Source organism: Conexibacter sp. DBS9H8 (assembly GCF_023330685.1).
GTDB lineage: Bacteria > Actinomycetota > Thermoleophilia > Solirubrobacterales > Solirubrobacteraceae > Palsa-465.
In genome coordinates, this window is the sequence record NZ_CP097128.1 from 3,546,601 (window position 1) to 3,571,808 (window position 25,208).

The window sequence follows — 25,208 nt, forward strand, 5'->3', positions numbered from 1 at the left end:
CTGAGGGCAGGACCCGGTCCGACGACGTCCGGGGCTCAGGCTCCGGCGTTGTGGAAGGGCACGTAGGTCCGGCAGGGCTCGTTGCGGAGGCTGGGACAGGGGGGCAGCGGAGTTGGTACCGCCACCCCGGGGACGACGGGCAGGATCAGGCTCGAAGGCATCTTGGGCGCGAACCGCACCGCGACCTTCGCCCCGTTGCCGACCGTCTGGGAGAAGGACCACACCGGCTGGGTGCCGTTCGGGGCGGCGATGGTGACGCGGATGCGCGTGCCCGCGCGGTAGACGTGACCCTCCCAGTAGAGCGGGATCACCACCTCCACGAACCGGTGGGCGGGCATCGGTGCCGCCGCCGCCTTGGTGAAGGCAGGGATCGGCTGCAGCAGCGTGCTGCGCTGGGCGAGTTCGTTATTGGTGCCTCGCGACAGCGCCCGTTCGGAGGCGCGCAGCCACCCGTTCTGGACGAACGTCTCCGTACCGTCGGGATCGACCTCGGAGATCGTCGCCTGCAGATCGACGTCGCGGGCGGAGGAGCGCACCCACAGGTGGACGGCGCCGGCACCGATCACCGTCGTGTTGTGCAGAAGCGGCTGACTGAGGTAGGAGACGGCGCTGCCCGCCGGGTTCTGCTGCCAGTCCCAGTGCCACTGGGCCGCGTCCCCCCACAGGCCACCGGCCTCCGAGTTCGGTCCGTTGATGAAGTCGTTGAGGCTGAGCGCGTGGGCGTTGGAGGTGTAGGTGTCCACCCCCGGCGCCGTGGGCGGCGCGGTGTTGAGGCTGCCGCCCGGGCCGAGATAGAAGAACGCCGGCACGGTTCCGGGGACCGGCAGGGTCGGGAAGCCGGCGCTGAAGCCGGGGTAGGGGTTGCCGGGGGTGAAGCTGCCGTTGGGGGAGGCCCCGGCGCCGTTGTCAAAGAGAACGGTCACCTCCGGAAGGGCCGTGAAGGCAGCCATCGCCGAGGCCTCGGTGGGGTCGTTCTGAATCGGGTCCGGTGGCAGGGTGATCGGATCGTTGTTCGGGGTGCCGAACGCCGTCTGATAGATGAGCGGGGCGCTCGACCGCAGCAGCGGGGCGTTGAGCTGGGGGGCCCGGTGGGCGACGAAGAGGGAGTAGAAGTCAAAGAGATGGTTGAGGGTGACGGGGTCGAGGGAGTCGCCGTGAACCCCGTTCGTGAACGTGAACCACTTCTGGGACGTGCCGGTGAAGTGGGCGACGAGTGCCGGGCAGTGGGCGCCGGTCTGCTCGTCGGTGAACTGACAGGCCATGAACACCGGGACGTGGATCTTGTGGACGAAGGTGATCGGGTCGAGCGGGTTGGCGAAGCGCGGGATGAAGTGCGAATTGGCCCGAATCGTCTTGGGGAGGTTCTCCGCCTCCCCGTGCAGGGCCTGGTTGGCTTTGCAGATCGCATCACCGGAGGCGATCTGCTTCCAGGCCCAGCCCTGGTCGTAGTGGGAATTGAGCGCCGGTTCGGCATCCGCTTGGCGCTGGTTGGCCCAGGCGACGGCGAACCCCGTGTTGAGAATCCCTCCGGGGTAGAGCGTCGTCGCGGTGGCGTCGATCGTGGAGAGCGGTGCGATCGCCTCCAGGTCCGGTGGGTCGGTCTGGGCGGCGAACAGCTGGCTGATCGCCCCGTAGGAGATTCCGAGCATCCCGACCTTGTGGCCGAGCACCCAGGGCTGGTGGGCGATCGTCTCGATCACGTCATAGGCGTCGAGGTTCTGGAGCGGCTCAAAGAAGTTGTAGGCGCCGCCGGAGCAGCCCGTGCCGCGCATGTTCACGTCAACGACGGCGAAGCCCATCAGGTTGGCGATCGCGGCGATCCCGTTCTGGGGACCGGCAGGGTCGGCGTATCCGTAGCCGGAGTACTCGATCAGCGTCGGGTAGGGCGGCGCGTAGTCGGGCAGCGCACCCGGCAGCGTCAGGGTCGGCAGACCGAGGCCCGCCGGGGTCGGCGGCGGGTGGACGTCGATCGCGAGCTGCACCCCGTCCCGCACGGTGAGGTACTGATAGCCGCTGTCCTTGATCGTCTGGTGATAGATCCCGGGGTCCCAGGGCGCCGAGGCGTCCGAGTACACGGTGACCGGCGCGGAGGTACCGGCCCGGCGGGCGAGCCCGCGGACCCGATAACCCCGTCCGGGCCGGACGCCGTAGAAGATGAGGCCGCCCTGCGCGTCCGCTCGCTTGACCTGCACCCGACGGCCACGACGGTTGAGCAACTCCATGCGAGCGCGGGGGGCGAGCCCGGTGAGGTACACCTGCTCGGCACTCGAGTGGGCGACGATCGCCGCGTGGGCCGGCCGAGTACGGGGCGTGAGACCCGTCCGCGTCGGGGCCGCCGAGGCGGACGACATCGTGAGCAGCGCCCCCATCAGCGCGAGCCCGACCACTGCCCATCCACGCCGCCACCGACGCCGCCCTCTCCACATGGGAGGACTCTCTCACATCACTTGGCGGCGAGCAACCGGCGACCGCCCGGGCTGACCGCGGTCCGCTCGCTGACCGGGGCGAGTTGTGTGGGCCCGCACCGCGGCCTATCGTGAGATCGTCCCGGCGGCCATTCGGCCATTCGGCCATTCGGCCGTCCGGCCCCACACCCCATCGGCCGACGGACGAGGACCCGACCGACGGACGAGGACGGACCCAACGAGGACGGACCCAGGGAGGAAGAGATCGATGAAGAGAGACCTCACGATGCTGGCGGGCGCCCTCACCGCCGCCGCCGGTCTGGCGGTGCCCGCCTCCGCCCGGGCGGCGGTGACGATCGGGCCACTCGCCCCCTGCTATCAGGCGGTCCCGCCCCACGGCGTCACCGCGATCCACGTCCGCCTCAGCGGCGGCGGAGCCTCGGACAACTTCGTGCTCGACGCCACCATCCCCGGGCAGGGACTCGGTTCGGCCGGAAGTACGGACGGGACCTTCGGCGCGACCGGAGCAGCGGACACGACCCTCACCGACGTCTACCCGCCCGGGAATCCGATCGGCCCGATCCCGGGCCGCCGTGTCAACCTGTCGGTCCAGGACTTCGGACCCAACGGGACGGTGACGACCGAGCTCGGATCGGTGCTGCTGACGACCCTCGCCCTGAAGGTCGCCAGCACGCCGACCCGCCCGTACCAGGCACGGCAGGTCGCCGTCTCCGGGGTCGCCCTCGCCGACAAGAGGATCTACGGGTTCGTCACCAACCGCCGCGGAACGCGGGTGCTGCGGCGGGTGTACCTCGGTCGCGGGAACGTCTGCGGGTACGTCAGCCACCGGGCGATCGTCGCCCCGGCCCACAAGGCAGCCGGGACCTACCGCTTCTACGTCAACGCGGGTCCGCGCCTCAACAGGCGCGACTCGCTGTCGGAGGCCTTCCAGATCACGGTCTTCTGATCCACCGGCACCCGGGCGCGACCGGCTGACAGGGGGCCGGCCGTACCGGAGGGCGAGGCAGCCGACGGCGGCGTCGCGTTCCCCCAGGGCCGCCCGTGCGGGCACCCTGGCGCCCCGGCGGACGCAGAGAACTCGGTCGCCTCCGAGCGATCGGCCTCTCTGAGACCGCACCCCGCTGAGAGGTGCGCCGCCCATACCTCTAGGTACGCACTGTGGTTTACTACTGAGACAGGGAGGCTTTGTGACCCTCGTCGGCTTCGACCGAGGCGACCCGGGACGTGACGCCACCGATCCGCAGGGTGTATTCGAGAGCTGGGAGGCTCACCGTGGCCACATCTACTGATCCGCTCATCGAGCGGCCCGTCAGCCGTCGTCGGTTCATCGCATTCCTCGTCGCCGGTCCGACGCTGATCGCGGCGGCACGCCTGGAGCGGCCCGCGGCCGCGTCAGCCGCGGGGGTACCCACGTCCCAACCCGTCGACGAGTACGACCTCAGCGACCTGCTCAACGACGCGGCGGCGCCGACGGCGAACCTCATCCGCGTGGTGATCGAGAAGGACGGCTCGGTGTCCTTCGCCATGCCGCGGGCCGAGGTCGGCCAGGGCATCACGACCGCGGCGGCGATGATCATCGCCGACGAGCTCGACGTCCCGCTCTCCCAGATCAACATCACCCTCGCCGACGCCGAGCCCCAACTCGTGTTCAACCAGCTCACCGGCGGGTCGAACACGATCCACTCGATCTACGACCCACTCCGGGCGGCGGCCGCGGCGGCCCGCGGGGCCCTCCTCCAGGCCGCCGCTCTCTACCTCAACCAACCGGTCTCGCAGTTGAGCACGGCCGGCGGGGCGGTCCTCTCCTCCCTCGGCCAGACCGTCTCCTACGCAACCCTCTCCACCAAGGCGGCGGTGAGCAAGAACACGCTCGTGAAGCCGAACCTGAAGCCTCACAGCGCCCAGCAGCTCGTCGGCACCCCGCAGCGGCGGATCGACGCGCTCGCCGCCGTCACGGGCACCAAGGTGTTCGCGATGGACATCACGCCCCCCGGCGCGCTGCCGACGATGGTCTGCCGCGCGCCAACCCTCAACGGCAGCGCACGGTCGCTCAACAACGAGGCGGAGATCCTCGCGATGCCGGGTGTCACCGATGTCGCCGTCATCCCCCACTCAGCCCACATCAACGGAGGAGTCGCCGTCCGCGCGGCGACCTTCGGGCAATGCATCGACGCGATCCGGGCGATGCAGGTCGACTGGGCCCCGGGCACCGCCGAGGGGATGTACGCCTCCGACGTGGAGTCTCAGTTGATCAAGTCGGAACTGCCGATGACCCCGGCGCTCGGTGACACGATCGATGAGCGGTTCGTGTTCAACTTCCGCCCCGGTGATCCGCTGGAGACCAACTGCGCGGTCGCCGTCGTCACCAAGGACTCCGCGGAGATCTGGTCCTCGCTGAAGGCACCGATCTGGGCTCAGGAGAAGATCGCGTCCCTGCTCGGGATGCAGGTCAGCCAGGTCACCTGCCACGTCACCCAGGGGGGCGGCAGCTTCGGTCGCCACCTATTCGCCGATGCCGCCTTTGAGTCGGCGGTGATCGCCCAGAAGATGGGCAAGCCGGTGAAGCTGATGTGGCACCGCGCCGATAACTTCCGCCAGGGTCGGGTCCATCCGATGTGCACCTCCCGGGTGCGGATGACCTACAGCGGCAAGAACATCATCGCCTTCGACCAGCGCCACACCTCCGTGGCGACCGACTTCAGCCACGGCCTCGGGGAGATCCTCAGCGCCTACGCGGCGACGCTCCCGGACGCCAACTCGCTCGGCTACTCCCAGTCGATCTTCCTGCTCACCGCCTGCAGCCCCTACAACTTCGGGCCCACGACCCAGCTACTGGAGGAGGTGTACCCCTATGACAAGTTCAACACCTCCTCGGTCCGCAACATCTACTCCCCGGATGTGCGCACCGCCGGCGAGCTGATGGTCGACAAGATGGCCGCCCTGCAGGGCGTCGATCGCTACCAGTTCCGGCGCGACTACGCCCGAGACGCCCGGATGGTCGCCGTCCTCGACAAGGTCGCCGAGGCGGCCGACTGGGGCAGGACGATGGCTCCGGGAACCGCCCAGGGGATCGGGGTGCACCGCGAGTACAAGGGGTATGCGGCCTGCGTCGTGGAGATCGACTGCACACCCAGGACCGTCAACCGGGTCATCCCCAACGGCTACGGCGGCCCGCGGGTGACGAAGGTCACCTTCGTCGTCGACGTCGGGCTGCCGATCAACCCGCTGGGCCTGCAGGCCCAGATGATGGGCGGGTCGATGGACGGCATCGCCCAGGCGCTCAGCTACTCCCTGCACCTGGAGGACGGCTACTTCCTCGAGGCGAGTTGGGACGACACCGCCTACACCCGGCAGTGGAACACCCCGCCGGATGTGAACGTGATCGTCATGCCCCCGACGACGAACGAGCCCGGCGGGGCCGGTGAGCTCGGGGTGGCGGCGTCGATGGCCGCGACCGCCGGGGCGTACTGGAAGGCAACCGGGATCTTCCCGACCCGCTTCCCGATCAACTACGCCGAGCCGCTCTGGTTCACGCCCTATCCGACCGTCCCGCCGATCCCGGCCTCCCCGACGACCGAGTACGCCTCGGTGATCGCCCAGGAACAGGCTGACAAGGCTGCCGGCCGCCGCGCCGAGCGTGAGAAGCACGCCCACCACACGACGCGGCACGCCCACCACTCCGCCAAGCGGAAGGATCACTGACCATGCCCACGCACACGTTCATCCTCAACGGCAAGCGCGTCTCCGTCGACTGCCCCGACGACGTCCACCTCCTGTGGGTGCTGCGGGACCTCCTCGGCGTCCACGGCCCCAAGTACGGCTGCGGGCTCACCGTCTGCAAGGCCTGCACGAGCCTGATCAACGGCGTGTCGGTCCAACTCTGCGGGGTCCTCGTCGGCGACCTCAAGCCGACGGATGAGGTGCTCACGATCGAGGGCCTGCCCGGTAGTGTCGGCAAGGCCCTGCACCCCCTCCAGCAGGCCTGGCTCGACTACGACGTCGCCCAGTGCGGATACTGCCAACCCGGGGAGATCATGCACGCCGTCGCTCTCATCGAGGAGGCCCACGCGGCCGGGCGCCGGGTCAATGAGGCCGACCTCGACTCGTTCCGCAACGTCTGTCGCTGCGGCACGTACTTCCGGATCCGCGAGGCGATCAAGGCGGGCGAGCAGATGATGATCGACCAGGGTCTGCTGAAGAAGCCCAACGCCTACGACCCGATCCTGCCTGGCCGGGAGCTCAAGCGCGAGCATCACCACAACCGGGCCGCACGCTGAGCACACTCCCGGGACCTACCGCCTGCCGGTGAGGTAGAGTCCCGGGCCCGCCGGGTGTTCCGGCGTCACGCCGACTGCAGCGAAGTCCGGTTGATCCCGGCGCTGTCCCGCAACGGTAAAGCCCCGCTGGCCCACGTGGTCGGAGAGGACGAGCCCGGTCGCCTCACTCGAGCGTGTCCATGCCAGTCCTCGGATGAAGGGCGGTTGGGCACCCGTGACGGGTGTCAGAACTCCTTCATCCTCCCCAGAAGGAGGATGACCCACTTGTCAGCGTTCCCGAAGCTCCGCGCAGGTCTCGCGTCGCTCACCCCGAAGGAGCGGCGCAGCGCCGGGCTGATGCTCGCGACGATCGCAGCTCTCAATCTCGGCGCGATCCTGCTCTACGTGCTGGCGGTCGAGCCCAAGCGCCTGTTCAGCCACCACCAGCACGCCTACGCCGGCCACGACCTCGGCATCGGTCTCGGGATCATGGTGACCGCGTGGACCCTCGGGGCCCGTCACGCCTTCGATGCCGACCACATCGCCGCGATCGACAACTCGACGCGAAAGCTCCTGGCCCAGCGGGGGGACGGCGAGCGGCCACTGGGCACCGGCTTCTTCTTCGCGCTTGGCCATTCGACGGTGCTGCTCGTCGTCGGGCTCGCGATCGTGATCGCCGCCCGCTCGGTGTTCGGTGGCATCGTCAACCCGAACTCGGGGTTTGAGACGGCCGGAGGTGCGGCGGGCACCCTCGTCTCGGTCGCGTTCCTCTACCTGATCGCCAGCCTCAACGTCGTCGTGCTGTCCGGCATCGTCGGCGTCTTCCGGCGGATGCGTCGCGGCGAGTTCGATGAGGCGGAACTGGAGCGCCAGCTTGACAAGCGTGGGCTGATGTACCGGTTCTTCGGGCGCTGGATGAACTCGATCAACCACACGTACCAGATGTTCCCGGTCGGCTTCATCTTCGGGATCGGCTTTGACACCGCGACGGAGGTGCTCCTGCTCGCCGGCACCGCCGTCGCCGCTGAGGAGAGGCTGCCCTTCTACGCGGTGCTGTGTCTGCCGCTCCTGTTCGCGGGCGGGATGACGCTGTGTGACAGCCTCGACGGCTTCTTCATGAACACCGCCTACGGCTGGGCGTTCGCCCGCCCGGTCCGGCGGGTCTACTACAACCTGATGATCACCGGGCTGTCGATCGCAGTCGCGTTCGTGATCGGCACGATCGAGGTGCTCCAGGTCCTCGGCGGCGAGTTCCACCTCACCGGCTGGCTGTCGAACTGGGCCAGCACGTTCTCGATCAACACGGCGGGGATCATCATCGTCTGCCTGTTCATCGTGATCTGGATCGCCGCCCTCGCCTACTGGCGGTTCGCCGACGTCGAGGCGCGGTGGGAACGGGGGCTCGCCGCGGCCGCCGAGGAGTGACGGCCGGTCTCTCCCCGGGTCGTTCCCGGCGTGTACTAGCGTTTGGCGACGATGCGGCAGAGCCGAGTGCGACTCGACCGGGCGGAGGCACGGACGATGGGAGTGTTCTTTGGCCTCGGCTCGCTGTGCTTCGTCGCCGGGCCTCTCAACGCCTACACGAGGTCGGTCGGCGCCCGGGCGGACGCGCTGACGTTCTTCGTCGGTTCGATCCTCTTCACGCTCGGGGGTGTGACGCAGTGCCTCCTCGCGCTGCCGGCTCGAGACGCCCGTCCTCAGGGGCTGGCCGGGTGGCGCACGGCCTGGATTCAGTCCGTCGGCACGCTCCTGTTCAACGTGATGACGCTCGCGGCGGTCTCGGTGACGGTCACCAACCGCCACTACGACACGGTCGTCTGGGGTCCGAACCTGATCGGCTCGGCCTGCTTCCTCATCTCCGGCGCGATCTGCTATCTCGCCTCACCGCGCCGGGGCCTCTGGCCCCACACCGGGCACCACGGGTGGTGGGAGGCGGGGGTCAACCTGCTCGGCTGTGGGCTGTTCGGAATCTCGGCGGTGACCGGCTATGTGACCGGCCACCCGGGGAGTCTCATCTCGGCGCCGATCTCAGACTGGACCACCTCACTGGGAGCGGCCTGCTTCCTCGGCTGTGCCCTGACCGCCGTGGGGCTGGGCGCGACCCACAAGGTGCCGCGGCTGCGTCATCTGACCGTCCGGGCGGCGGGGCGAGCCGAGCGGGAGCTCGAGCAGCTACGGGCCGCGCGTCCGCGCCGACCGACACGGGCATCGAACGCCTACTCGATCGGCCGCGACGGGTCCCGCGACCACTCGTTCCAGGAGCCGAGCTAGTTGCGCACATCCCGGTACCGAGCTGCGTGAGGGCCAGGTAGGTGCTCGAGGGTCGGGGGGGCGCCTGCCAACCGGATGTCACCTCCGGCCGGCGGGTTTAGGATGGTCGCGGTGAAAGGAGGGCGGTCTCGCGCGAGGGGAAGGCGGGCCACCGCGGGCGCGGTCCTGGCGGGGCTGATCCCGCTCGCGGGCTGCCTGGCGCTGCCTGGCTCAGCCCGGGCGGCGCTGACACTCACGCCCACCGAGATCGTCCTCAGCACGCCCGGCGCGACCGTCACCGTTCAGCGTGACCCCTTTGCCCTCAGCTTCTCCACCGGCACCGGCCGCGCTGTGCTGTCAGAGACCGGGGCCGGCACGGTTGTCCCCAAGCTCGTGCCCGCCAGCATCGACCCGCTGCCACCCGGTACCGAGCCGGCGCGCAGCGGCGAGCTCTACGCGCCACTCTCGTTCCTCGTCGGGACGGCGACGGTGCAGCAGTACAACGGGCTCGTCTGGGGCGGCAACCTGCTCAGCGGGCTGCAGGCGGGCGTCGAGTACTCGGCGCGTGAGGTCACCGGCGTGGCACGTGACGGGTCGGGGGTCAGCCTGACCGTCGCCACCACCGACCCCACGGGCCGGACCCTGCACCTCTCGATCGCCCCGGACGGCAGCGGCCTGCTGCAGGTGGCGGTGACCCCCGATCCGGCGACGGGGGTGGCGATGATGAGTGATGCCTTCAGCTCCCCGCCCGGGGAGGCCTTCTACGGCTTCGGTGGGCGACACAACGCGCTCAACCAGCGCGGCCAGGCGCTGCAGAGCTTCGTGGAGGAGGAGAACGTCGCCGGGATCAGCAGCGCCCCACTCGGCTCCCCGGCGACGGTCCTGTTTCCCAACGGCCCCAGCGCCGCGTACTACCCCCAGGCCGAGTTCTTCTCCTCAGCCGGGTACGGCTTCCTCCTCGCCCAGCCTGAACTCGCCTTCTTCCGCATGGACTCCGACACGCCAAACGCCTGGAGTGTCGCGACCGAGGCACCGTCGCTGCGCTACGTCGTCGCGCCCGGTCGCGCTCCCACCGCGATCGCCGACCTCACCCGGCGCAGCGGCCGCCAGCCGGTACCGCCGCGCTGGGCGCTGGGACCGATGCTCGACCGGCTCGTCAAGAACGTCGGCGAGTCCCGAAGCAACTATCAGTCCGAACTTGAGCAGGACATGACCAACATCGTCCGCTACCGGCTGCCGCTGACCGCCTACCGGATCGAGGGCTGGGGCTTCCCCGGAAGCGGCAATGACGGCCTCTCGCTCCCGACGTTCGTCAGCGCGCCCGTGCAGGCCAGGATCATCGCCCGTCTCCGCGCGCTGCACATCCATCCCCTCGCCTACCTGCGGCCCTGGATCACGCCGGGCTCGGCCCCCGACCGGGCCGGGTACACGGTCAAGAACGCCCAAGGTCGCACCTACGTGACGACGAGCACCGCCGGCACCCCGATCGCGCTGCTGGACTTCACCAACCCGGCGGCGGTCCGCTGGTGGAAGGGGCAGATCGACAAGGTCCTCAACCTCGGCTTTGACGGATTCATGTCCGACTTCGGTGAGGAGATCCTCGCCGACATGCACTTCCATGACGGGGAGACAGGCCTGAGCATGCACAACCGCTACCCGGTCCTCTATCAGGAGGCAAACCGCCAGGCGGTGAACGCCTACATGCGCGCCCATCCAGGCCGTCGCATCTGGTTCTTCAACCGGGCGGGCTACTCGGGCACCCCAGGATCGGCCGCCTATGAGGGCGGCAACTTCCCGGGCGATGAGACGACGAACTGGGGTCAGGCCTCGGGACTGGCCTCACTCACCCCGGACATGCTCAACCGGGCCGTGGACGGTGCCTTCGGCTACGGGACCGACATCGGTGGCTACTACGACATCACGACGCCACCGACGACCAAGGCGCTGTTCCTGCGCTGGGCCGAGTGGGCCGCCCTGTCACCGATCTTCCGGCTGCACGGCGCCGGGTTGACCGGCACGCACACCCCGTGGTCCTTCGACGCCCAGACCGTCCGCGTCTATGACGCGCTCTCCCGTCTCCATGAGCGTGCCGTCCCGCTCATCCTCGCCCTCTGGCGGGAGGGCGATCGCACCGGCATCCCGCCGACCCGGCCGCTCTGGCTCCAGTTCCCCGGGGATGCGGCCGCCGCCGCGCAGGAGCAGGAGTGGATGCTCGGGCCGCACGTGCTCGTCGCGCCCGTGGTGAGCGAAGGGGCGACCGCGCGGTCGGTCGTGTTCCCCCCCGGCTGCTGGGAGGACCCGGTCAGCCACCGGCGGGTCCGCGGCCCGCTCACCCGCACGGTCACCGCCCCCCTCACCGCCCTGCCGTACTTCTTCTCCTGCGGGACCGACCCCTTCAGGCTCCCGCGGACCCGCCGGCGTCGCCGGTGAGCGCGGCGACCGCCTGGGGGACGGTCATCGTGCCGTCCGCGACGGCCCGCTCCGCCGCCGCGTAGGCGTCACCAAACCCGGGCCGGGCCCGGAAGCGGGCGAGCACGGTCTCCGCGAGCAGCCGGCCGAGCCAGTGGCGCTGCTGCTCGGCCCGGCGGGCGCGCAACTGCCCGGAGGCCTCGAGGTGGGCGCGGTGGGCGCCGATCGCCGCCCACAGCTCCTCCAGCCCGGTCCCCTCCCGGGCCGAGTAGGTGAGCACCGGCGTGCTCCAGCCGGGGGTGGCGGGCGGCAGCATGTGGAGGGCGTGGCGGTAGTCGCCCGCCGCCCGGCGGGCCGCCTTGGCCAACTCCCCGTCGGCCTTGTTGACGGCGATCACGTCGGCCAGCTCGACGACGCCGCGCTTGATCCCCTGCAGCTCGTCCCCGCCGGCGGGGACGAGCAGGAGACAGAACGTGTCGACGATCTCGGCCAGCTCGGACTCGGACTGGCCGACCCCGACGGACTCGACGATGACCACGTCAAACCCGGCGGCCTCACACAGCAGCATCGCCTCCCGGGTCCGCCAGGCGACCCCGCCGAGCACCCCCGCGGACGGGGACGGCCGGATGTAGGCCGCGTCGGCGACCGCCAGGCGCGGCATCCGGGTCTTGTCCCCGAGGATCGACCCGCCCGTGCGGGCGCTCGAGGGGTCGATGACGAGCACGGCGACCCGGTGGCCCCGCTCGATCAGCCACAGCCCGAGCGCCTCGATCGTCGTCGACTTACCCGCCCCCGGAACCCCGGTCAACCCGATCCGGACCGCCCCGCCGATCCGGTCAGACAGCGCCACCATCAGCTCCTGGGCGAGCGCCTGATCGGAGGCGAGCCTCGACTCGGCGAGGGTGATCGCCCGCGACAGCGCGGCCCGCTCACCCGTGCGGACCCCGTCGACAAGCTCAGCCAGACTCGGCCGGCGTGGGGTCACCGGCCCGGCCCCGCGGCGGCCCCCACAGGGCCGCCCTCACAGCCCCCCCTCACGACGCGGGCGCGATCTCGGCCTCGGAGTGGCCGAGACGCTCGAGCAGCAGCTCGACCAGGCCGCCCGCCGCCTCACCGATCACCGTCCCGGGCCCGAAGATCGCGTCCGCCCCGGCGGCCCGCAGCTCGTCGTAGTCGGCCGGGGGGATCACGCCGCCGACGACGACGACGATGTCGTCGCGACCGAGGTCGTTGAGCGCCTCGCGCAGCTGCGGGACGAGGGTGAGGTGCCCGGCGGCGAGGCTCGAGGCGCCGACGATGTGGACGTCGGCCTCAACCGCCTGGCGGGCGACCTCCTCCGGGGTCTGGAACAGCGGACCGATGTCGACGTCGAAGCCGAGGTCGGCGAACGCGGTCGCGATCACCTTCTGGCCGCGGTCGTGGCCGTCCTGGCCCATCTTCGCGACGAGGATCCGCGGCCGGCGCCCCTCGAGACTCTCGAACCGGTGCACAAGCTCAACGGTGTTCGTGAAGGCCATCGACTGATCACCGACCTCTCGTTGGTAGACGCCCGCGATCGAACGGATCTCGGCGGCGTGGCGGCCATACACACGCTCGAGCGCGTCGGAGATCTCCCCGACCGTCGCGTGCGCACGGGCGGCGTTGACGGCAAGCTCGAGCAGGTTGCCCTGCCCCGACCCGGCCGCCGCGGTCAGCGCCTCCAGCGCCGCAGACACCGCGGACCCGTCGCGCTCGGACCGCAGGCGTTCGAGCTTCTCGATCTGCTGGCGGCGGACGTCGGCGTTGTCGATCTTCAACACGTTGACCGGCGTGTCCTCGGCCGGGCGGAACCGGTTGACCCCGACGACGGTCTGGCGGCCCGAGTCGATCCGCGCCTGGGTGCGGGCGGCGGACTCCTCGATCCGCAGCTTCGGGGTCCCCGCCTCGATCGCCGCCGTCATCCCGCCGAGGCCCTCGATCTCCTCGATGTGGGCGAGCGCGCGGCGGGCGAGCGCGTCCGTCAGCGCCTCGACGTAGTAGGACCCGCCCCACGGGTCGATCGTCCGGGTCGTGCCCGACTCCTGCTGGAGGAACAGCTGGGTGTTGCGGGCGATCCGGGCGGAGAAGTCGGTCGGCAGGCCGAGCGCCTCGTCCAGGGCGTTCGTGTGCAGGCTCTGGGTGTGGCCCTGAGTGGCGGCCATCGCCTCCAGACAGGTGCGGATCACGTTGTTGTAGACGTCCTGGGCCGTCAGTGACCAGCCGCTCGTCTGGCAGTGGGTGCGCAGTGACAGTGACCGCTCGTCGGCGGGGTTGAACCGGCGCATCAGCTTCGCCCACAGCAGCCGGCCGGCACGGAGCTTGGCGATCTCCATGAACGGGTTCATCCCGATCGCCCAGAAGAACGACAGCCGCGGGGCGAACCGGTCGATGTCGAGCCCGGCCGCGACCCCGGCCCGGGCGTACTCGATCCCGTCCGCGAGCGTGTAGCCGAGCTCGAGGTCCGCCGATGCCCCCGCCTCCTGCATGTGGTAGCCCGAGATCGAGATCGAGTTGAACCGCGGCATCTCCGTCGACGTGTAGGCGAAGATGTCCGAGACGATCCGCATGCTCGGCGCCGGCGGGTAGATGTAGGTGTTGCGCACCATGAACTCTTTGAGGATGTCGTTCTGGATCGTCCCCGACAGCCGGGCGTGCTCGACCCCCTGCTCCTCCCCGGCGACGATGTAGAGGGCGAGCACCGGCAGCACCGCGCCGTTCATCGTCATCGACACGCTCATCTGCTCGAGCGGGATCCCGTCAAACAGCTGGCGCATGTCGAGGATCGAGTCGATCGCCACCCCGGCCATGCCGACATCCCCGGCGACCCGCGGGTTGTCGGAGTCATAGCCGCGGTGGGTGGCGAGATCGAAGGCGATCGACAGCCCCTTCTGGCCGGCGGCGAGGTTGCGTCGGTAGAACGCGTTCGACTCCGTGGCGGTGGAGAAGCCCGCGTACTGGCGGATCGTCCAGGGCTTCTGCACGTACATCGTCGGGTAGGGGCCGCGCAGGTACGGGGGGATGCCCGGCAGCCCGCCGATGAAGTCGAGCCCGTCCCGGTCCGCGGCGACGTAGACGGGGGCGACCTCGATCCCCTCGGGGGTGAGCCAGCGCTCCTCCGCGCGGCTCTCCGGCGCGTGGGCGGGCTCGCCGGAGGGCGCGCCGAGCGCGATCGTGCTGAAGTCGGGGATCCGCCGGGTCATCGTCAGGCCTCCTCGAGGCGGTCAAGCAGTCCGCCCAACACGGCGATCATGTCGACGCCGTCCCGGACCCGTTCGATCCCGTCGATGTCGGCCCCCACGGCGTACAGGGTCTTCACCCCGGCCTGGCGGAGCGCGGCGAGCGTCGGGGCGGGGTCGGAGTCCCGGCCGACGCAGATCGCCGCGGCGGCGACCGGGTCGGCGGCGAGCAGCGCGGGGATGTCGGGATCGACGCCGGAGGCGATCGTCTCGATGCCGCCGGCCTCGAAGAAGCTCTTGGCCCACTGGGCGACTCCGACGTGGGCGGACAGCGGCCCGGTGCAGGCGAGCAGGATCCGGGCGTCCGGGACGGTCGCCGCCCGTGCCCGCAGCGCCTCGAAGTCGGCGCCGTCACGGAGCAGACCCCCAGCGCCTGGCCCCGCACCGGTCTGCCGGACCGGTGCGGTTGCGCCGGTGTCCGGCGCCGCGGTCGCGGTGGGGGCCGGGCCGGCGTCGGGGTCCGGAGCCGTCGTCGTCGCGGGGCGGGCGAGGCCGTCGTCTCCGAGCAGGGGAAACTCGTTGACCCCCGTCAGCGAGCGTCGGCGGGTGGCGATCTCATGCCGGCGTTGGGCCACCGCGGCGGCAAGCTCGTCGGCGAGCCCCCCGCCGGCAGCGAACGCGTCGATCCCACCCTCCTGTTCGATGGCGACAAACCGCGCCCACGCGGCCTGGCTGAGCTGGTCGGTGAGCGACTCGACGTAGTAGGAGCCGCCGGCGGGGTCGGCGACCCGGTGCAGGGACGCCTCCTCGGACAGCAGCAGCTGGGTGTTGCGCGCGGTCCGGCGTCCGAGCGGGCCCGGGTCGGCGATCCCGGTTCCGGAGGGCTCGTCGAAGGGGAGCACGCACACCGAGTCGGCACCGCCGACGGCGGCGGCGAAGGTGGCTGTCGTCGCCCGCAGCAGGTTGACCCACGGGTCGAGGCTCGAGTACATCCGCCGGCTCGTGCGGGCGGCGAGCGGGGAACGGCGCTCGCGACCGGGCACCCCACAGTGTTCGAGCACGCCCGCCCACAGGCGCCGCAGCGCCCGCAGGCGGGCGATCTCGAGGAACTGGTCGGGGCCAACGGCGACCCGGAACTCGGTTGCGGCGGCCACGGCGGACGGGTCGACCCCGGCGGCGTCCCCGGCCCGCAGGTAGGCGACCCCGGTCGCCAGCGCGAGGGCGAGCTCGAGCACTCCCCCGGCCCCGGCGTCGACGTGGCGGGCCGTGTCGACGGCGAGGACCTGGAGGTGGGGGAACCGGTCGGTGGCGGTGCGGAGCTGGCCGATCGCGGCGGTGAGCGCCTCCTCGGTGACGGCCTCGCCACGGGCAGCCGCGTCGCCGATCGGGTCGAGGCCGAGGCTGGCGGTGAGCGAGTCGGGCTCGTGGCCGCGTTCGCTGAGAAGGTCGAGCAGCCAGCCGGCGGCGGACGGGTCACCCTCGAGGGCGAGCGGGGCGAGATCGAGGTGGACGCCGGCGAGGACCTGCTCGAGCTCGTCGGCGGTGTGCACGGCGACCCCGGCCACCCCGGACGGGTCGACGCTGAGGAGGACCTCACTCGCGCCACCCTCGAGGTCGGCGAGGATGTCGGCGTTCGCGCGGGCACGGTCGGCGACGGCGGTCCGCTGACGGATCCCCCACGGCGTGGCGACCCGCACTCCCCGGGTGTACGGGGCAGCCCCGGGGAGGCCGCCGGGGTCGGGGACGGGCTGATCCTCGGCGGTGTAGAGCCACTGGGCGGCGATCTGCTCCTCCAGCTCGGTGCGCAGCGGACGGTCCGGATCGCTGTCCTTGGCCCGGGCGAGGCGTTCCCAGGCCTCCCGGGTGGGGGCCTCGAAGTCGGCGGCGAGCGGTTCGCGGGGCGTCGACGTGGGGGGCGCGGCGTGTCCCGAGCGTGGGGGCATGTTCCTAGAACATCACGTCTGGCGCTGGGATGTCGCCAGGCGGCGGGTGGACGTCAGAGGAGCGGGGCGATGATCTCCTCGGCGAGGCGGGCGGGGAGCCGGTCGGGCCAGGGCGGCAGCGGGGTGAGGACGATCTCCGTCGCGCCGGCGTTGATGAGCGCCCGAATGTGCTCCCTCGTCTCCGCGGCATCGGCCGGATCGCTCCCGACGAGGATCTGGACCTGGCGGGCGATCGCGGCCGGGTCCCGGCCGAGCACCGCGCAGTGCTCGTCGAGGATCCGGCTCTTGGTGAGGTAGGCGTCGATGTCCCCGCGCGTCGGGCAGTTCCAGATGTCGGCGTGTTCGGCGACGAGACGCAGCGAGCGCCTCTCCCCGCCGGCGCCGATCAGGATCGGCAGCGGACCGGTCGGCTTGGGTTCGCAGATCGCGCCGGCCAGCTGGTAGTGGGCGCCGGCGAAGTCGAACGGGGCCGCCTCGGTCCACAGCCGCCGGATGATCGTGAGGGCCTCAGCGAGCGCGTCGATCGCCTCCCGGACTGGGACGACGTCGATCCCGTGGGCGCCGTACTCCCGCTCGGCGATCGCCGTGATCGTCGGATCGGCGGATCGCGCGTAACCGGCGCCGATCCCGAGAACGAGCCGCCCGCCGGCGATCTGGTCGACGGTCGCGGCCATCTTCGCGAGCAGGGCCGGGGGCCGGATCCGGTTTGAGGTGACGATCACCCCAAGCCTCAGCCGCCGTGTCATTGCGGCGAGGGCGGCGAGGAGGGTCCACGCCTCAAGGGCCGGCGCGGTGACATCTCCGCGCATCGGGACGAGGTGGTCCCACAGCCAGGCGCTGTCAAAGGCGTCGATCTCCTCCGCCTCCCGCCAGATGCGCAGCACCTCCACGTAGGAGGTGCTGATCTGACTTGTCTTGATTCCGAAGCTGACTGGCACGCCCTCCGCTCCTCCAGGTCTCGCTCACCGGCTCGGACATTCTGAACCACGGCACTGGGACGGTCGAACCCCCGCCACGACCAGGTCGCCGCGTGAGCCCACTGACCGCCGAGCCGGTGAGCGGACTCAGATCACGCCGCCGGCGATCAGGGTGCCGATGGTGATGAGGACGGCGGCGCTGAGCGCGTTGCCCCAGCGATCCAGCCAGCCCCCCGAGAGCCGGTGGCCGGTGAGGAAGGCGAGGACGGTGAGCGCGACGATCGTGGTGACCGTGACGGCGCTGAACACGACGAGTGTCCCCACCGCCGTCACGGTTCCGGCGGCGGTGGCAGCGAGAAAGACCGGCAGAATCGTCAGGTCAGGGGACGCGGCCGCGCCGAAGGGCACCACCACCGCGAGTGCCCCGCCCCGACGCGCGCCGACGTGGTCGCACCCGTGCCCGTGGTCGTGGTCATCGTCGTGGTCGTGGTCGTGGTCGCGCCCGTGCCCGTGGTCGTGGTCATCGTCGTGGTCGTGGTCGTGGCCGTGGTCGTGGCCGTGGCCGTGCCCGTGGCCGTGGCCCGTGAACTCGAGGACGAGGAAGACGAGCCCGGTGAGGATCAGCAGGCCGCCGACGACGGTCCCCTCGACGCCGAGGATGAGCGACCGGAAGGAGAGCCCGATCACGAGCACGACACCACCGAGGATGACCGAGACCGCCACGTGGGCGAGTCCGGCGCCGACGGCGAGAGCACCCACCCGACGGATCGGGTAGCTCCGGGTCCGTCCCAGCACCGCGAGCGGGACCCAGTGGTCAGGGAGGACCGCATGGCCGAACCCCACCCCGGCGGCGGCGGCGAGCAGGGCGGGAGCGAGTCCGCTCACGCCGACAGCACCCGCTCAGAACCGGTCCCCACGGTACCGAGGGCGGGAGCGGCTGTGAGGGCCCCGAGCCGGATGTGCTCGGTGTGGGAGACCGCCTCGGCGAGCAGGGACCGCACGTGATCGTCATGGAGGCGATAGAGGACGTGGCGGCCGTCCCGGACGCCGACGACGAGCCCGAGGTGACGCAGCACCCGCAACTGCTGGGAGACGGCCGGCTGGCTCATCCCCACCGCGGCCGCCAGTTCGGTCACCGAACAGGGTCCGTCCCCAAGACGCCCGAGGATCCGCACCCGGCTCGGCGTGGCGAGCGCCTGCATCGTCTCCGCCACGGCGCGGGCGGTGTCCGCGTCGATCTCGGCGAGGTCGATCTGATGTCCATGACTCATCGCCGATCAATTCTATAAGCAGGTGTGCATATGAGGCTGACGGCTCACCCACCGGAGCGCCGCCGCGACCGTCGTCACGGTCGGCACCTCTGGCCGGGCGGGACGGCGGACGATGACCACGGGCACCCCGCGCCCGGCGGCCGCCTCGAGTTTCGCGGCCGTCAGCGAGCCGCCGGAGTCCTTGGTGATGAGCACCGACAGCCGGTGGGTGTCGATCAGGGCCCTCTCCCCCTCCAGCGTGTAGGGACCGCGGGCGAGCAGGAGTTGATGGTGGGGCGGCAGCGGAGTCTCGGGCGGGTCGACGCAGCGGATGAGGAACCAGGCGCGCTCGACGGAAGCGAAGGCCTCCAGCCCCTGGCGGCCGGTGGTGAGAAAGACCCTCGCGCCCGGGGGGATCGCGGCGGCCGCCTCAGTCAGGGAGTCGACCCAGGTCCACTCCGCCGCGGCGGCGCTGCCGGTGCTGGGGGGCCGATCGCTCCACCCGGGCCGTTCGAGGCGCAGCAGCGGCGTCGCGGTTCGCGCGCACGCCACGGCCGCGTGCGCGGAGATCTGTTGGGCGAACGGGTGTGTCGCGTCGACGACGGCACCGACGCGGTGATCCGCCAACCAGGCGGCGAGTCCGTCGATCCCGCCGAACCCGCCGATGCGCACCTCACCGACGGGGAGGCGCGGGGCGGCAACCCGGCCGGCGAGGGAGCTGATCACCCGCGGGACCGGACGGGGGTGCCACAGCTCCGCGGAACTGACCGCCTCCGCGAAGGCCCGCGCCTCGGCGGTCCCCCCCAGGATCAACAACATCACTCCGGCCCCGCCACGCCACCGGGTGCGCTCTGGCGGGCGGCGGAGTAGAGGTGGCTGTCGGCGAACCCCTCGGCGCCGAGGGCCGGCCCGACGATGATCGTCGCCGACCGGCGGATGCCGGCGGCCGTGGTGGCCGCGGCGAGGGTCGCGAGGCTGCCGCGGATGATCTGCTGCTCAGGGCGGGAGGCGTGGGCGACGACCGCCGCCGGGCAGTCGGGCCCGTAGTGGGCGGTGAGGGTGGCGCAGATCTCGGCGATCGCCTGGGCGCCGAGGTGGATGACGAGCGTCGCGCCGTGGGCGGCCAGCCCAGCGAGCTGCTCCCCCGCGGGCAGCTTCGACGCGCGGGCGCTGTGGCGGGTGAGGATGACCGTCTGGGCGACCTCGGGGACGGTGAGCTCCCGGCCCAGCGCGGCGGCGCTTGCCGCATAGGCGCTCACCCCCGGGGTCATGTCCCAGGGGATCCCGAGCGCGTCCAGGCGCCGCGCCTGTTCGGCGACGGCGCTGTAGATCGACAGGTCGCCCGACTGCAGCCGGGCGACGTCCCGTCCGTCGGCGTGCGCCTCGGCGCAGACGGCGACGATCGCGTCGAGGTCGAGGTGCTGGCTGTCGATCAGCTCCGCACCGGACGGGCAGTGCTCAAGCACCGCCGCGGGCACGAGCGCACCGGCGTACAGACAGATCGGGCAGCGGGCGATGAGCGCCTGGGCGCGGAGGGTGATGAGGTCGGGCGCTCCCGGGCCGGCGCCGATGAAGTGGACGGTCATCGCTCGCGCTCCGGTCCGTTGGTCGCCTTCTGCGCCGCCCACTGCACGATCTCCAGTGCCGGACGCCAGGCGTGGTAGCGCCCGAGCGGCTCGGCGTGGGCGACGCTGAGGCGGACGAGTTCGCCGCCGTAGCGGCGTTGAGCGTCGATGAGGGTGTGCTCGCCCTCGATCGTGACGGCGTTGGCGACGATCCGTCCGCACGGCGCGAGACGGTCCCAGGCCGCGCCGAGCAGCCCGGTGGCGAGGCCACCGCCGATGAAGATCGCCTCCGGTGCTCCGTCGAGGTGCCCGAGGGCCGCGGGGGCGGCGGCGCAGACCACCTCGAGCCGGGGGACCCCGAGCCGCGCCGCGTTGGCGGTGATGCGCGCCGCACGGTCGGCGCGCGGTTCGATGGCGACCGCCTCCGCGGTCGGTTCCGCCCGCAGCCACTCGATCGCGATCGACCCGCTGCCGGCGCCGATGTCCCAGAGCCGCTCCCCGGGTATCGGGGCGAGCGCGGCGAGGGTGACCGCCCGGATGTGGCGTTTGGTGAGCGCCCCGTCATGGTCATAGGCGGCGTCGGGGAGGCCGGGCGTCGTCGGCCAGACCGGGGCGTCGGTGGGCCGGCTGAGGTGCACCGCGGCGGTGCTGAGCCGGTCGTGGTGGCGGCTTCCCCAGCCGGCGGCGGTCGTGGTGGTGATCTGCTCGTCTTCGGCGCCGAGCCGTTCGAGGACGCTGAAGGGCGAGGCACCGAAGCCCATGTCGGTGAGGAGCTCGGCGACCCGGGCGGCGCCGTCGACGCCGCTCACATAGACGATGAGACGGCGCCCGGGCTGGCACCAGCGCGCAAGCGCCGCCGGCGGACGGCCGACCGTGGAGAGCAGCTGCACCTCCTCCACCGGCCAGCCGAGGCGGCCACAGGCGAGGGTGAGCGCCGAAGGCGCGGGGAGGAACCGCAGCCGGCCGTCAGTGACCGCGTCAGGGCCGAGCCGGCGCAGGAGGGTGCCACCGATCCCGTAGAGCAGCGGATCGCCGCTGGCGAGGACGACGATGGACCCGGACCCGGCACCGGCGACCTCGTCGAGCAGAGGTTCAAGCGGGGAGGGCCAGGCCCTGCGGCGCTGGCCGGGCTGCTCGGGGAGGGTCGCGAGCTGCCGTTCGGACCCGACGAGCTCGTCGGCGGCGTGGATCGCCGCGCGCGCCGGTTCGCCCAGTCCAGCCCAGCCGTCGGCGCCGATCCCGACGACGGTGATCGCCGGCCCCGCAAACCCGGTCACAGCGTCTCCCGGATCGCCGCCACGAGGCGGGCGTTGGCGGCCGGGTCACGCGCGGTGAGCCGGAGGTGGTGGGGACCGTAGCCGGGGAAGCTCCCCGCCGGCCGCACGGCGATCCGGCGGGCGGCCAGGCCGGCGAGGAGCCGCGGCCCGTCGGGCACCTCGATCAGGACGAAGTTCGTGGCCGAGGGCGAGACCGTCACCTGATCGACGGCGGCGAGTGCGCGTACGAGATCTGCCCGCTCGGTGGCCGCCCGCTGTGCCCGGGCGGCGAGATCCTCGCGGTGGGCGGCGGCGGCGATCAGGGCGGCGAGGGCGAAGGCGTTGGCCGACCACGGTGGCTGAACGGCGGTCAGCGCCGTCGCGAGGGGCGGCGGTGCGAGCGCGTAGCCGACCCGGAGGCCGGGGACCGAGAGGATCTTGGTGAGGCTGCGAATGACGATGACGTCCTTCCGGGAGGCCGCGGCGAGGGATCCCGGTTCGTCTGGGATCATCGACATGAACGCCTCATCGACGACGACGGTTCGACCCGGCGCGCGCAGCCGCTCGATCACGGTCGGGTCCCGTAGGCCGCCGTCCGGTGAGCTCGGGTTCGTCACCACGACGAGGTCGGCCCGGTCGGGAATCTCCTGGGACTCGTAGCAGCGTTGAACGGGGATCCCGTGGGTCCGGAGGGCGACCTCCGTCTCCGTGAACCCGGGTTGGAGGAGCACCGCGTGGTGGGGGGCGAGGGCGGGGCCGAGCAGCCACAGCGCCTCCGCCGCCCCGTTGGTGATCACGACCTCCGCCGGGTCCCGTCCATGCCATGCGGCGACCGCGGCCACCGCCGCCGACGGGTTCGGGTACCGGGTGAGGTCGACCTCGGCGAGCGCGGCGCCCAACCAGGTGGGGGGACCACCGGCGAGGACGGTGACGGCGTGGTCGGCGTCCCCCGGCCGGACGTGGGCGTCACCGTGCACCCGGAGGGTGCGCAGGTCGTCGGAATCGCCGGCGGAGCGGGTTGCCCGGACCCGAGCGCGGAGATCGTCGGATCCGCTCATCGGGCCGGCAGCTCCAGGACGCGCCCGGCGATGACGAGTTCGACGCGCGTGGCGGCCGCAGCGAGCGTCTGCGTCGCCTCCCCGAGCAGGTCGAGCCAGTCACGGGCGATCGGGTCCAGCGGCAGCAGTCCGCTGCCCGCCTGTTCGGCCACGACGATCACCTCGGCCCCGTCGACGCGGTCGACGAGCCGGGCGAGGGCGGCGCGCACGGTGTCGGTGTCCCGGCCGGCGATCCAGCCGCCGAGTCCGTCGATGAGGGTGACGGCATCCGGGCGTAGGGCGGCGGCGAGGTCATCCCCGGCGGCCACCGTCTCCCACGCCGGGGGACGGCGGGCCTGGTGGGTGGCGACGCGGGCCGCCATCGACGTATCCTCGACGGCCGCTGTGCCGACGTAACGGACCCGACAGCCGCTCGCGGCGGCGAGCGCCTCGGCCCGGGCGCTCTTGCCCGAGCGCACGCCACCGAGGATCAGGGTCAGAGCCATGGGAGCGTCTCCGGGGTCATCGCGATCACGGCGCCGTCAGCCGGGAGCGGGCGGCCGCGACGAAGCGTCCGGGGATCTCGGGATAGGCGGCCCAGTGGACGTGCAGGTAGCCGGCTTGGACGGCACCGTCGACGATCCCGTCGCGGCCGCGTCCGGCCAGCTCCCAGGCCGGCGCCGGATCGTCGCGGTAGCGGGCGCTCGAGTAGTGGAACTCGTGGCCGCGGACCGCCGTACCGGCGGCCAGCCACGGGGTCGAGCTGGCGGCGACGGCCTCCCGATAGCCGAGCGTCAGCCGGCCGGCCATCTCCGCACTCAAGGGAAGGCGGCCGCACATCTCGGCCCCGTCGAGACGCTCGCCGAGGTAGAGCAACCCGCCGCACTCGGCGAGGATCGGGCCGGGAAAGGCGCGGATCTCCGCCCGCAGGGTCGTGTTCGCCGCCAGGGCGCCGCCGTACACCTCGGGGAACCCCCCGGCGAGGAGCAGCGCATCGCTGCCGGCGGGCAGCGTCGGGTCGACGGTCGGATCGACGTCACACAGCTCTGCGCCCGCGGCGGTCAGCAGTTCGAGGTTCTCCTGGTAGTGGAAGGAGAAGGCGGGCCCGCGGGCGACCGCGATCCGCACCGGCGCCCGGTCCGCTCCGGCCCGGTCCGCTCCGGCCCGTTCCGCGCGGGCCCGGTCCGGCTCGGACCCCGTCGCGCCCGCCGCCGACCACGGGGGGACGCGGAGGGGTGGGGCGGAGCGGGCGAGGGCGACGATCGCGTCGAGGTCGACCGCGGCGGCGACGCTCGCGGCGAGGCGGCCCAGCAGCTCACGGTTGTGGCCCTCCCGTTCCCCGGCGGGGATGAGGCCGAGGTGGCGCTCGGGGACCGCGAGCCGGTCATCCCGGTGCAGGGAGCCGAGCACGGGGATCCCGACCGTGGCGGCTGCCTCGGCGAGCAGCTCGGCATGGATCGCCGACCCGACCTGGTTGAAGATCACCCCGCCGACGGACAGGTCGGGGTCAAAGGTGGCAAAGCCGTGGATGACTGCGGCGGCCGAGCGGGCCATCGCCGCGCCGTTGACGACGAGGACGACCGGCGCCCCAAGCAGCTTGGCGACGTGGGCGGTGGAGGCAAGCTCCCCCCGCCCTGAGGCGCCGTCGAAGAGGCCCATCACGCCCTCAATCACGCTCACGTCCGCCCCGGCGGCGCCGTGGGCGAACAGCGGGGCGATCAGCTCGGGTCCGGCGAGGAACGCGTCGAGGTTGCGACCGGGCCGGCCGGAGGCGAGCGCGTGGTAGGAGGGGTCGATGAAGTCGGGTCCGACCTTGAACCCCTGGACGGTGTGGCCGGCGGCTGCGAGGGCGCCGATCAGACCGGTGGCGACCGTCGTCTTGCCCGCCCCGGAGTTCGTCCCGGCGATGACGATCCGCGCGGTCACCGGGCGCTCCAGAGCACCCACGGTTGAGGCCCGCCGACGTGCTCGCCACTGCCGGGGTCGGTCCCGTGGTCGGCCCCGACCTCGAGCCGTGCCCCCGGCCGGCCCGCCAGCAGCGCCGCGAGCGGCGCGATCACATCCGTGTCCGCGGTGGCGAGCACCGACCGTTTTCCGGCCCGGTCACGGTCGTGGGCGGCGCTGTCAGCCCCGCCGACGTGGACGACGACGCGGCGGGCCCCGTCGTGCACGGCCGCGATTGCGGCGGCGGTCTTGGCGGCCAGCGGCGATCCGGGCCGGCCGGTGACCCCCTCGGGGATGACCGTGCGGGCGCCCATCAGCGTCCCGAGCCCGGTCGCCGCCCCCGGGGCGCCGACGACCACCGTGTCTGCGTCGAGGATGCGCGGGGGGACCGCGCCGGAGGGCCAGATCCGCAGCGGACCGGTTGCCTCGAGCCGGTGCTCGGTCCCGACGAGCAGCCGGTGCCCGTCGGGGAGATCGATCCGGCGCATCGGGCCGGTGAGCCCGCGGGCGGCCGCCTCCACGGCCCCGCGGTCGACGGCTCCGGACGGCCGCCAGCCGAGGATGGAGGCGATCGCCGTCTCCGAACCGACCGGAACGCCGGCGTCGAGCCAGTCACGCTCGGCAACCGTCCCCGTCCGGGCCAAATCGGCGAGCGCCGGCATCAGCGCGAGGGGAAGCGGTCCGCCACGCCGGTCGGTGGCCCCGTCGAGAATGACCTGCACCATCACGGTCACGAGATGATCCCGCTCCCGGGGGCGGTG

19 protein-coding genes and 1 pseudogene are annotated in these 25,208 nt (G+C 72.1%); 6 read left to right on the forward strand and 14 right to left on the reverse strand.

Going from position 1 to position 25,208, the window contains the following annotated elements; all coding sequences use genetic code 11:
• Positions 1-35: 35 nt before the first annotated feature.
• Positions 36-2,387, reverse strand: a complete 2,352-nt coding sequence (locus M3M55_RS16975; protein ID WP_249010691.1) for a CocE/NonD family hydrolase — start codon at positions 2,385-2,387, stop codon at positions 36-38.
• Between the two features lie 286 nt (positions 2,388-2,673).
• On the opposite strand from M3M55_RS16975, the gene M3M55_RS16980 reads away from it, so the two are divergent.
• The 6 genes and pseudogenes from M3M55_RS16980 (at position 2,674) to M3M55_RS17005 (ending at position 11,362) form a co-directional block, all read left to right on the forward strand.
• Positions 2,674-3,372 (forward strand): hypothetical protein, encoded by a 699-nt coding sequence (locus tag M3M55_RS16980; protein ID WP_249010692.1) that lies wholly within the window; start codon positions 2,674-2,676, stop codon positions 3,370-3,372.
• A 326-nt stretch (positions 3,373-3,698) separates the two neighbouring features.
• Positions 3,699-6,128 (forward strand): molybdopterin cofactor-binding domain-containing protein, encoded by a 2,430-nt coding sequence (locus tag M3M55_RS16985; protein ID WP_249010693.1) that lies wholly within the window; start codon positions 3,699-3,701, stop codon positions 6,126-6,128.
• Between the two features lie 2 nt (positions 6,129-6,130).
• Positions 6,131-6,604, forward strand: a pseudogene (locus M3M55_RS16990) ((2Fe-2S)-binding protein); the annotation flags it as partial.
• 354 nt (positions 6,605-6,958) lie between these two features.
• Entirely contained in the window at positions 6,959-8,107 is a 1,149-nt protein-coding gene (locus M3M55_RS16995; protein ID WP_371878715.1) for a HoxN/HupN/NixA family nickel/cobalt transporter, read from the forward strand.
• A 51-nt stretch (positions 8,108-8,158) separates the two neighbouring features.
• Positions 8,159-8,953 carry a YrhK family protein gene (locus M3M55_RS17000; RefSeq protein ID WP_249010696.1) on the forward strand — a complete coding sequence of 265 codons (795 nt, stop codon included), beginning with the start codon at positions 8,159-8,161 and terminating at the stop codon, positions 8,951-8,953.
• Between the two features lie 111 nt (positions 8,954-9,064).
• Positions 9,065-11,362, forward strand: coding sequence for a TIM-barrel domain-containing protein (locus tag M3M55_RS17005; protein ID WP_249010697.1), 2,298 nt, complete (start codon positions 9,065-9,067; stop codon positions 11,360-11,362).
• Here M3M55_RS17005 and meaB read toward each other — a convergent pair.
• From meaB to M3M55_RS17070, 13 genes are all read right to left on the reverse strand, one after another.
• Positions 11,328-12,326, reverse strand: a complete 999-nt coding sequence (gene meaB, locus M3M55_RS17010) for a methylmalonyl Co-A mutase-associated GTPase MeaB (protein WP_249010698.1) — start codon at positions 12,324-12,326, stop codon at positions 11,328-11,330. The genes M3M55_RS17005 and meaB overlap by 35 nt on opposite strands.
• Before the next feature lie 49 nt (positions 12,327-12,375).
• Complete coding sequence (scpA, locus tag M3M55_RS17015; RefSeq protein ID WP_249010699.1) at positions 12,376-14,559, reverse strand: methylmalonyl-CoA mutase; 2,184 nt, start codon at positions 14,557-14,559, stop codon at positions 12,376-12,378.
• A 2-nt stretch (positions 14,560-14,561) separates the two neighbouring features.
• Positions 14,562-16,478: a methylmalonyl-CoA mutase family protein gene (locus M3M55_RS17020; RefSeq protein ID WP_249010700.1), complete on the reverse strand. Its 1,917-nt coding sequence runs from the start codon at positions 16,476-16,478 to the stop codon at positions 14,562-14,564.
• Between the two features lie 53 nt (positions 16,479-16,531).
• Positions 16,532-17,416, reverse strand: a complete 885-nt coding sequence (locus M3M55_RS17025; protein ID WP_249010701.1) for an LLM class flavin-dependent oxidoreductase — start codon at positions 17,414-17,416, stop codon at positions 16,532-16,534.
• A 126-nt stretch (positions 17,417-17,542) separates the two neighbouring features.
• Positions 17,543-18,280: a hypothetical protein gene (locus tag M3M55_RS17030; RefSeq protein WP_249010702.1), complete on the reverse strand. Its 738-nt coding sequence runs from the start codon at positions 18,278-18,280 to the stop codon at positions 17,543-17,545.
• Positions 18,277-18,666: a helix-turn-helix transcriptional regulator gene (locus M3M55_RS17035; protein WP_249010703.1), complete on the reverse strand. Its 390-nt coding sequence runs from the start codon at positions 18,664-18,666 to the stop codon at positions 18,277-18,279. The genes M3M55_RS17030 and M3M55_RS17035 overlap by 4 nt, the downstream gene beginning before the upstream one ends.
• A gap of 12 nt (positions 18,667-18,678) precedes the next feature.
• Positions 18,679-19,464, reverse strand: a complete 786-nt coding sequence (locus M3M55_RS17040; protein WP_249010704.1) for a cobalt-precorrin-6A reductase — start codon at positions 19,462-19,464, stop codon at positions 18,679-18,681.
• Positions 19,464-20,231 (reverse strand): precorrin-4 C(11)-methyltransferase, encoded by a 768-nt coding sequence (cobM, locus tag M3M55_RS17045; RefSeq protein ID WP_249010705.1) that lies wholly within the window; start codon positions 20,229-20,231, stop codon positions 19,464-19,466. Before cobM ends, M3M55_RS17040 begins: the two co-directional genes overlap by 1 nt.
• The gene (gene cbiE / locus M3M55_RS17050; RefSeq protein ID WP_249010706.1) at positions 20,228-21,487 is read right to left on the reverse strand and encodes a precorrin-6y C5,15-methyltransferase (decarboxylating) subunit CbiE; all 1,260 of its coding nucleotides are present in this window, start codon (positions 21,485-21,487) and stop codon (positions 20,228-20,230) included. Before cbiE ends, cobM begins: the two co-directional genes overlap by 4 nt.
• Positions 21,484-22,524: an aminotransferase class I/II-fold pyridoxal phosphate-dependent enzyme gene (locus M3M55_RS17055; RefSeq protein ID WP_249010707.1), complete on the reverse strand. Its 1,041-nt coding sequence runs from the start codon at positions 22,522-22,524 to the stop codon at positions 21,484-21,486. The genes cbiE and M3M55_RS17055 overlap by 4 nt, the downstream gene beginning before the upstream one ends.
• Complete coding sequence (locus M3M55_RS17060; protein WP_249010708.1) at positions 22,521-23,009, reverse strand: bifunctional adenosylcobinamide kinase/adenosylcobinamide-phosphate guanylyltransferase; 489 nt, start codon at positions 23,007-23,009, stop codon at positions 22,521-22,523. The genes M3M55_RS17055 and M3M55_RS17060 overlap by 4 nt, the downstream gene beginning before the upstream one ends.
• Before the next feature lie 25 nt (positions 23,010-23,034).
• Entirely contained in the window at positions 23,035-24,429 is a 1,395-nt protein-coding gene (locus tag M3M55_RS17065; RefSeq protein WP_249010709.1) for a cobyrinate a,c-diamide synthase, read from the reverse strand.
• A complete protein-coding gene (locus M3M55_RS17070; RefSeq protein WP_249010710.1) occupies positions 24,426-25,172 on the reverse strand; it encodes a hypothetical protein in 747 nt (248 codons plus the stop codon). The genes M3M55_RS17065 and M3M55_RS17070 overlap by 4 nt, the downstream gene beginning before the upstream one ends.
• Positions 25,173-25,208 lie beyond the last annotated feature (36 nt).

Coding starts and splice junctions, on each gene's coding strand:
- M3M55_RS17040 (WP_249010704.1), bottom strand. CDS start 19,464: ATGTTGTTGATCCTGGGGGGGACCGCCGAGGCGCGGGCCTTCGCGGAG.
- M3M55_RS17035 (WP_249010703.1), bottom strand. CDS start 18,666: ATGAGTCATGGACATCAGATCGACCTCGCCGAGATCGACGCGGACACC.
- M3M55_RS17070 (WP_249010710.1), bottom strand. CDS start 25,172: ATGGTGCAGGTCATTCTCGACGGGGCCACCGACCGGCGTGGCGGACCG.
- M3M55_RS17055 (WP_249010707.1), bottom strand. CDS start 22,524: ATGAGCGGATCCGACGATCTCCGCGCTCGGGTCCGGGCAACCCGCTCC.
- M3M55_RS17020 (WP_249010700.1), bottom strand. CDS start 16,478: ATGCCCCCACGCTCGGGACACGCCGCGCCCCCCACGTCGACGCCCCGC.
- M3M55_RS17000 (WP_249010696.1), top strand. CDS start 8,159: ATGCGGCAGAGCCGAGTGCGACTCGACCGGGCGGAGGCACGGACGATG.
- M3M55_RS17060 (WP_249010708.1), bottom strand. CDS start 23,009: ATGGCTCTGACCCTGATCCTCGGTGGCGTGCGCTCGGGCAAGAGCGCC.
- M3M55_RS16995 (WP_371878715.1), top strand. CDS start 6,959: ATGACCCACTTGTCAGCGTTCCCGAAGCTCCGCGCAGGTCTCGCGTCG.
- cobM (WP_249010705.1), bottom strand. CDS start 20,231: ATGACCGTCCACTTCATCGGCGCCGGCCCGGGAGCGCCCGACCTCATC.
- scpA (WP_249010699.1), bottom strand. CDS start 14,559: ATGACCCGGCGGATCCCCGACTTCAGCACGATCGCGCTCGGCGCGCCC.
- M3M55_RS16980 (WP_249010692.1), top strand. CDS start 2,674: ATGAAGAGAGACCTCACGATGCTGGCGGGCGCCCTCACCGCCGCCGCC.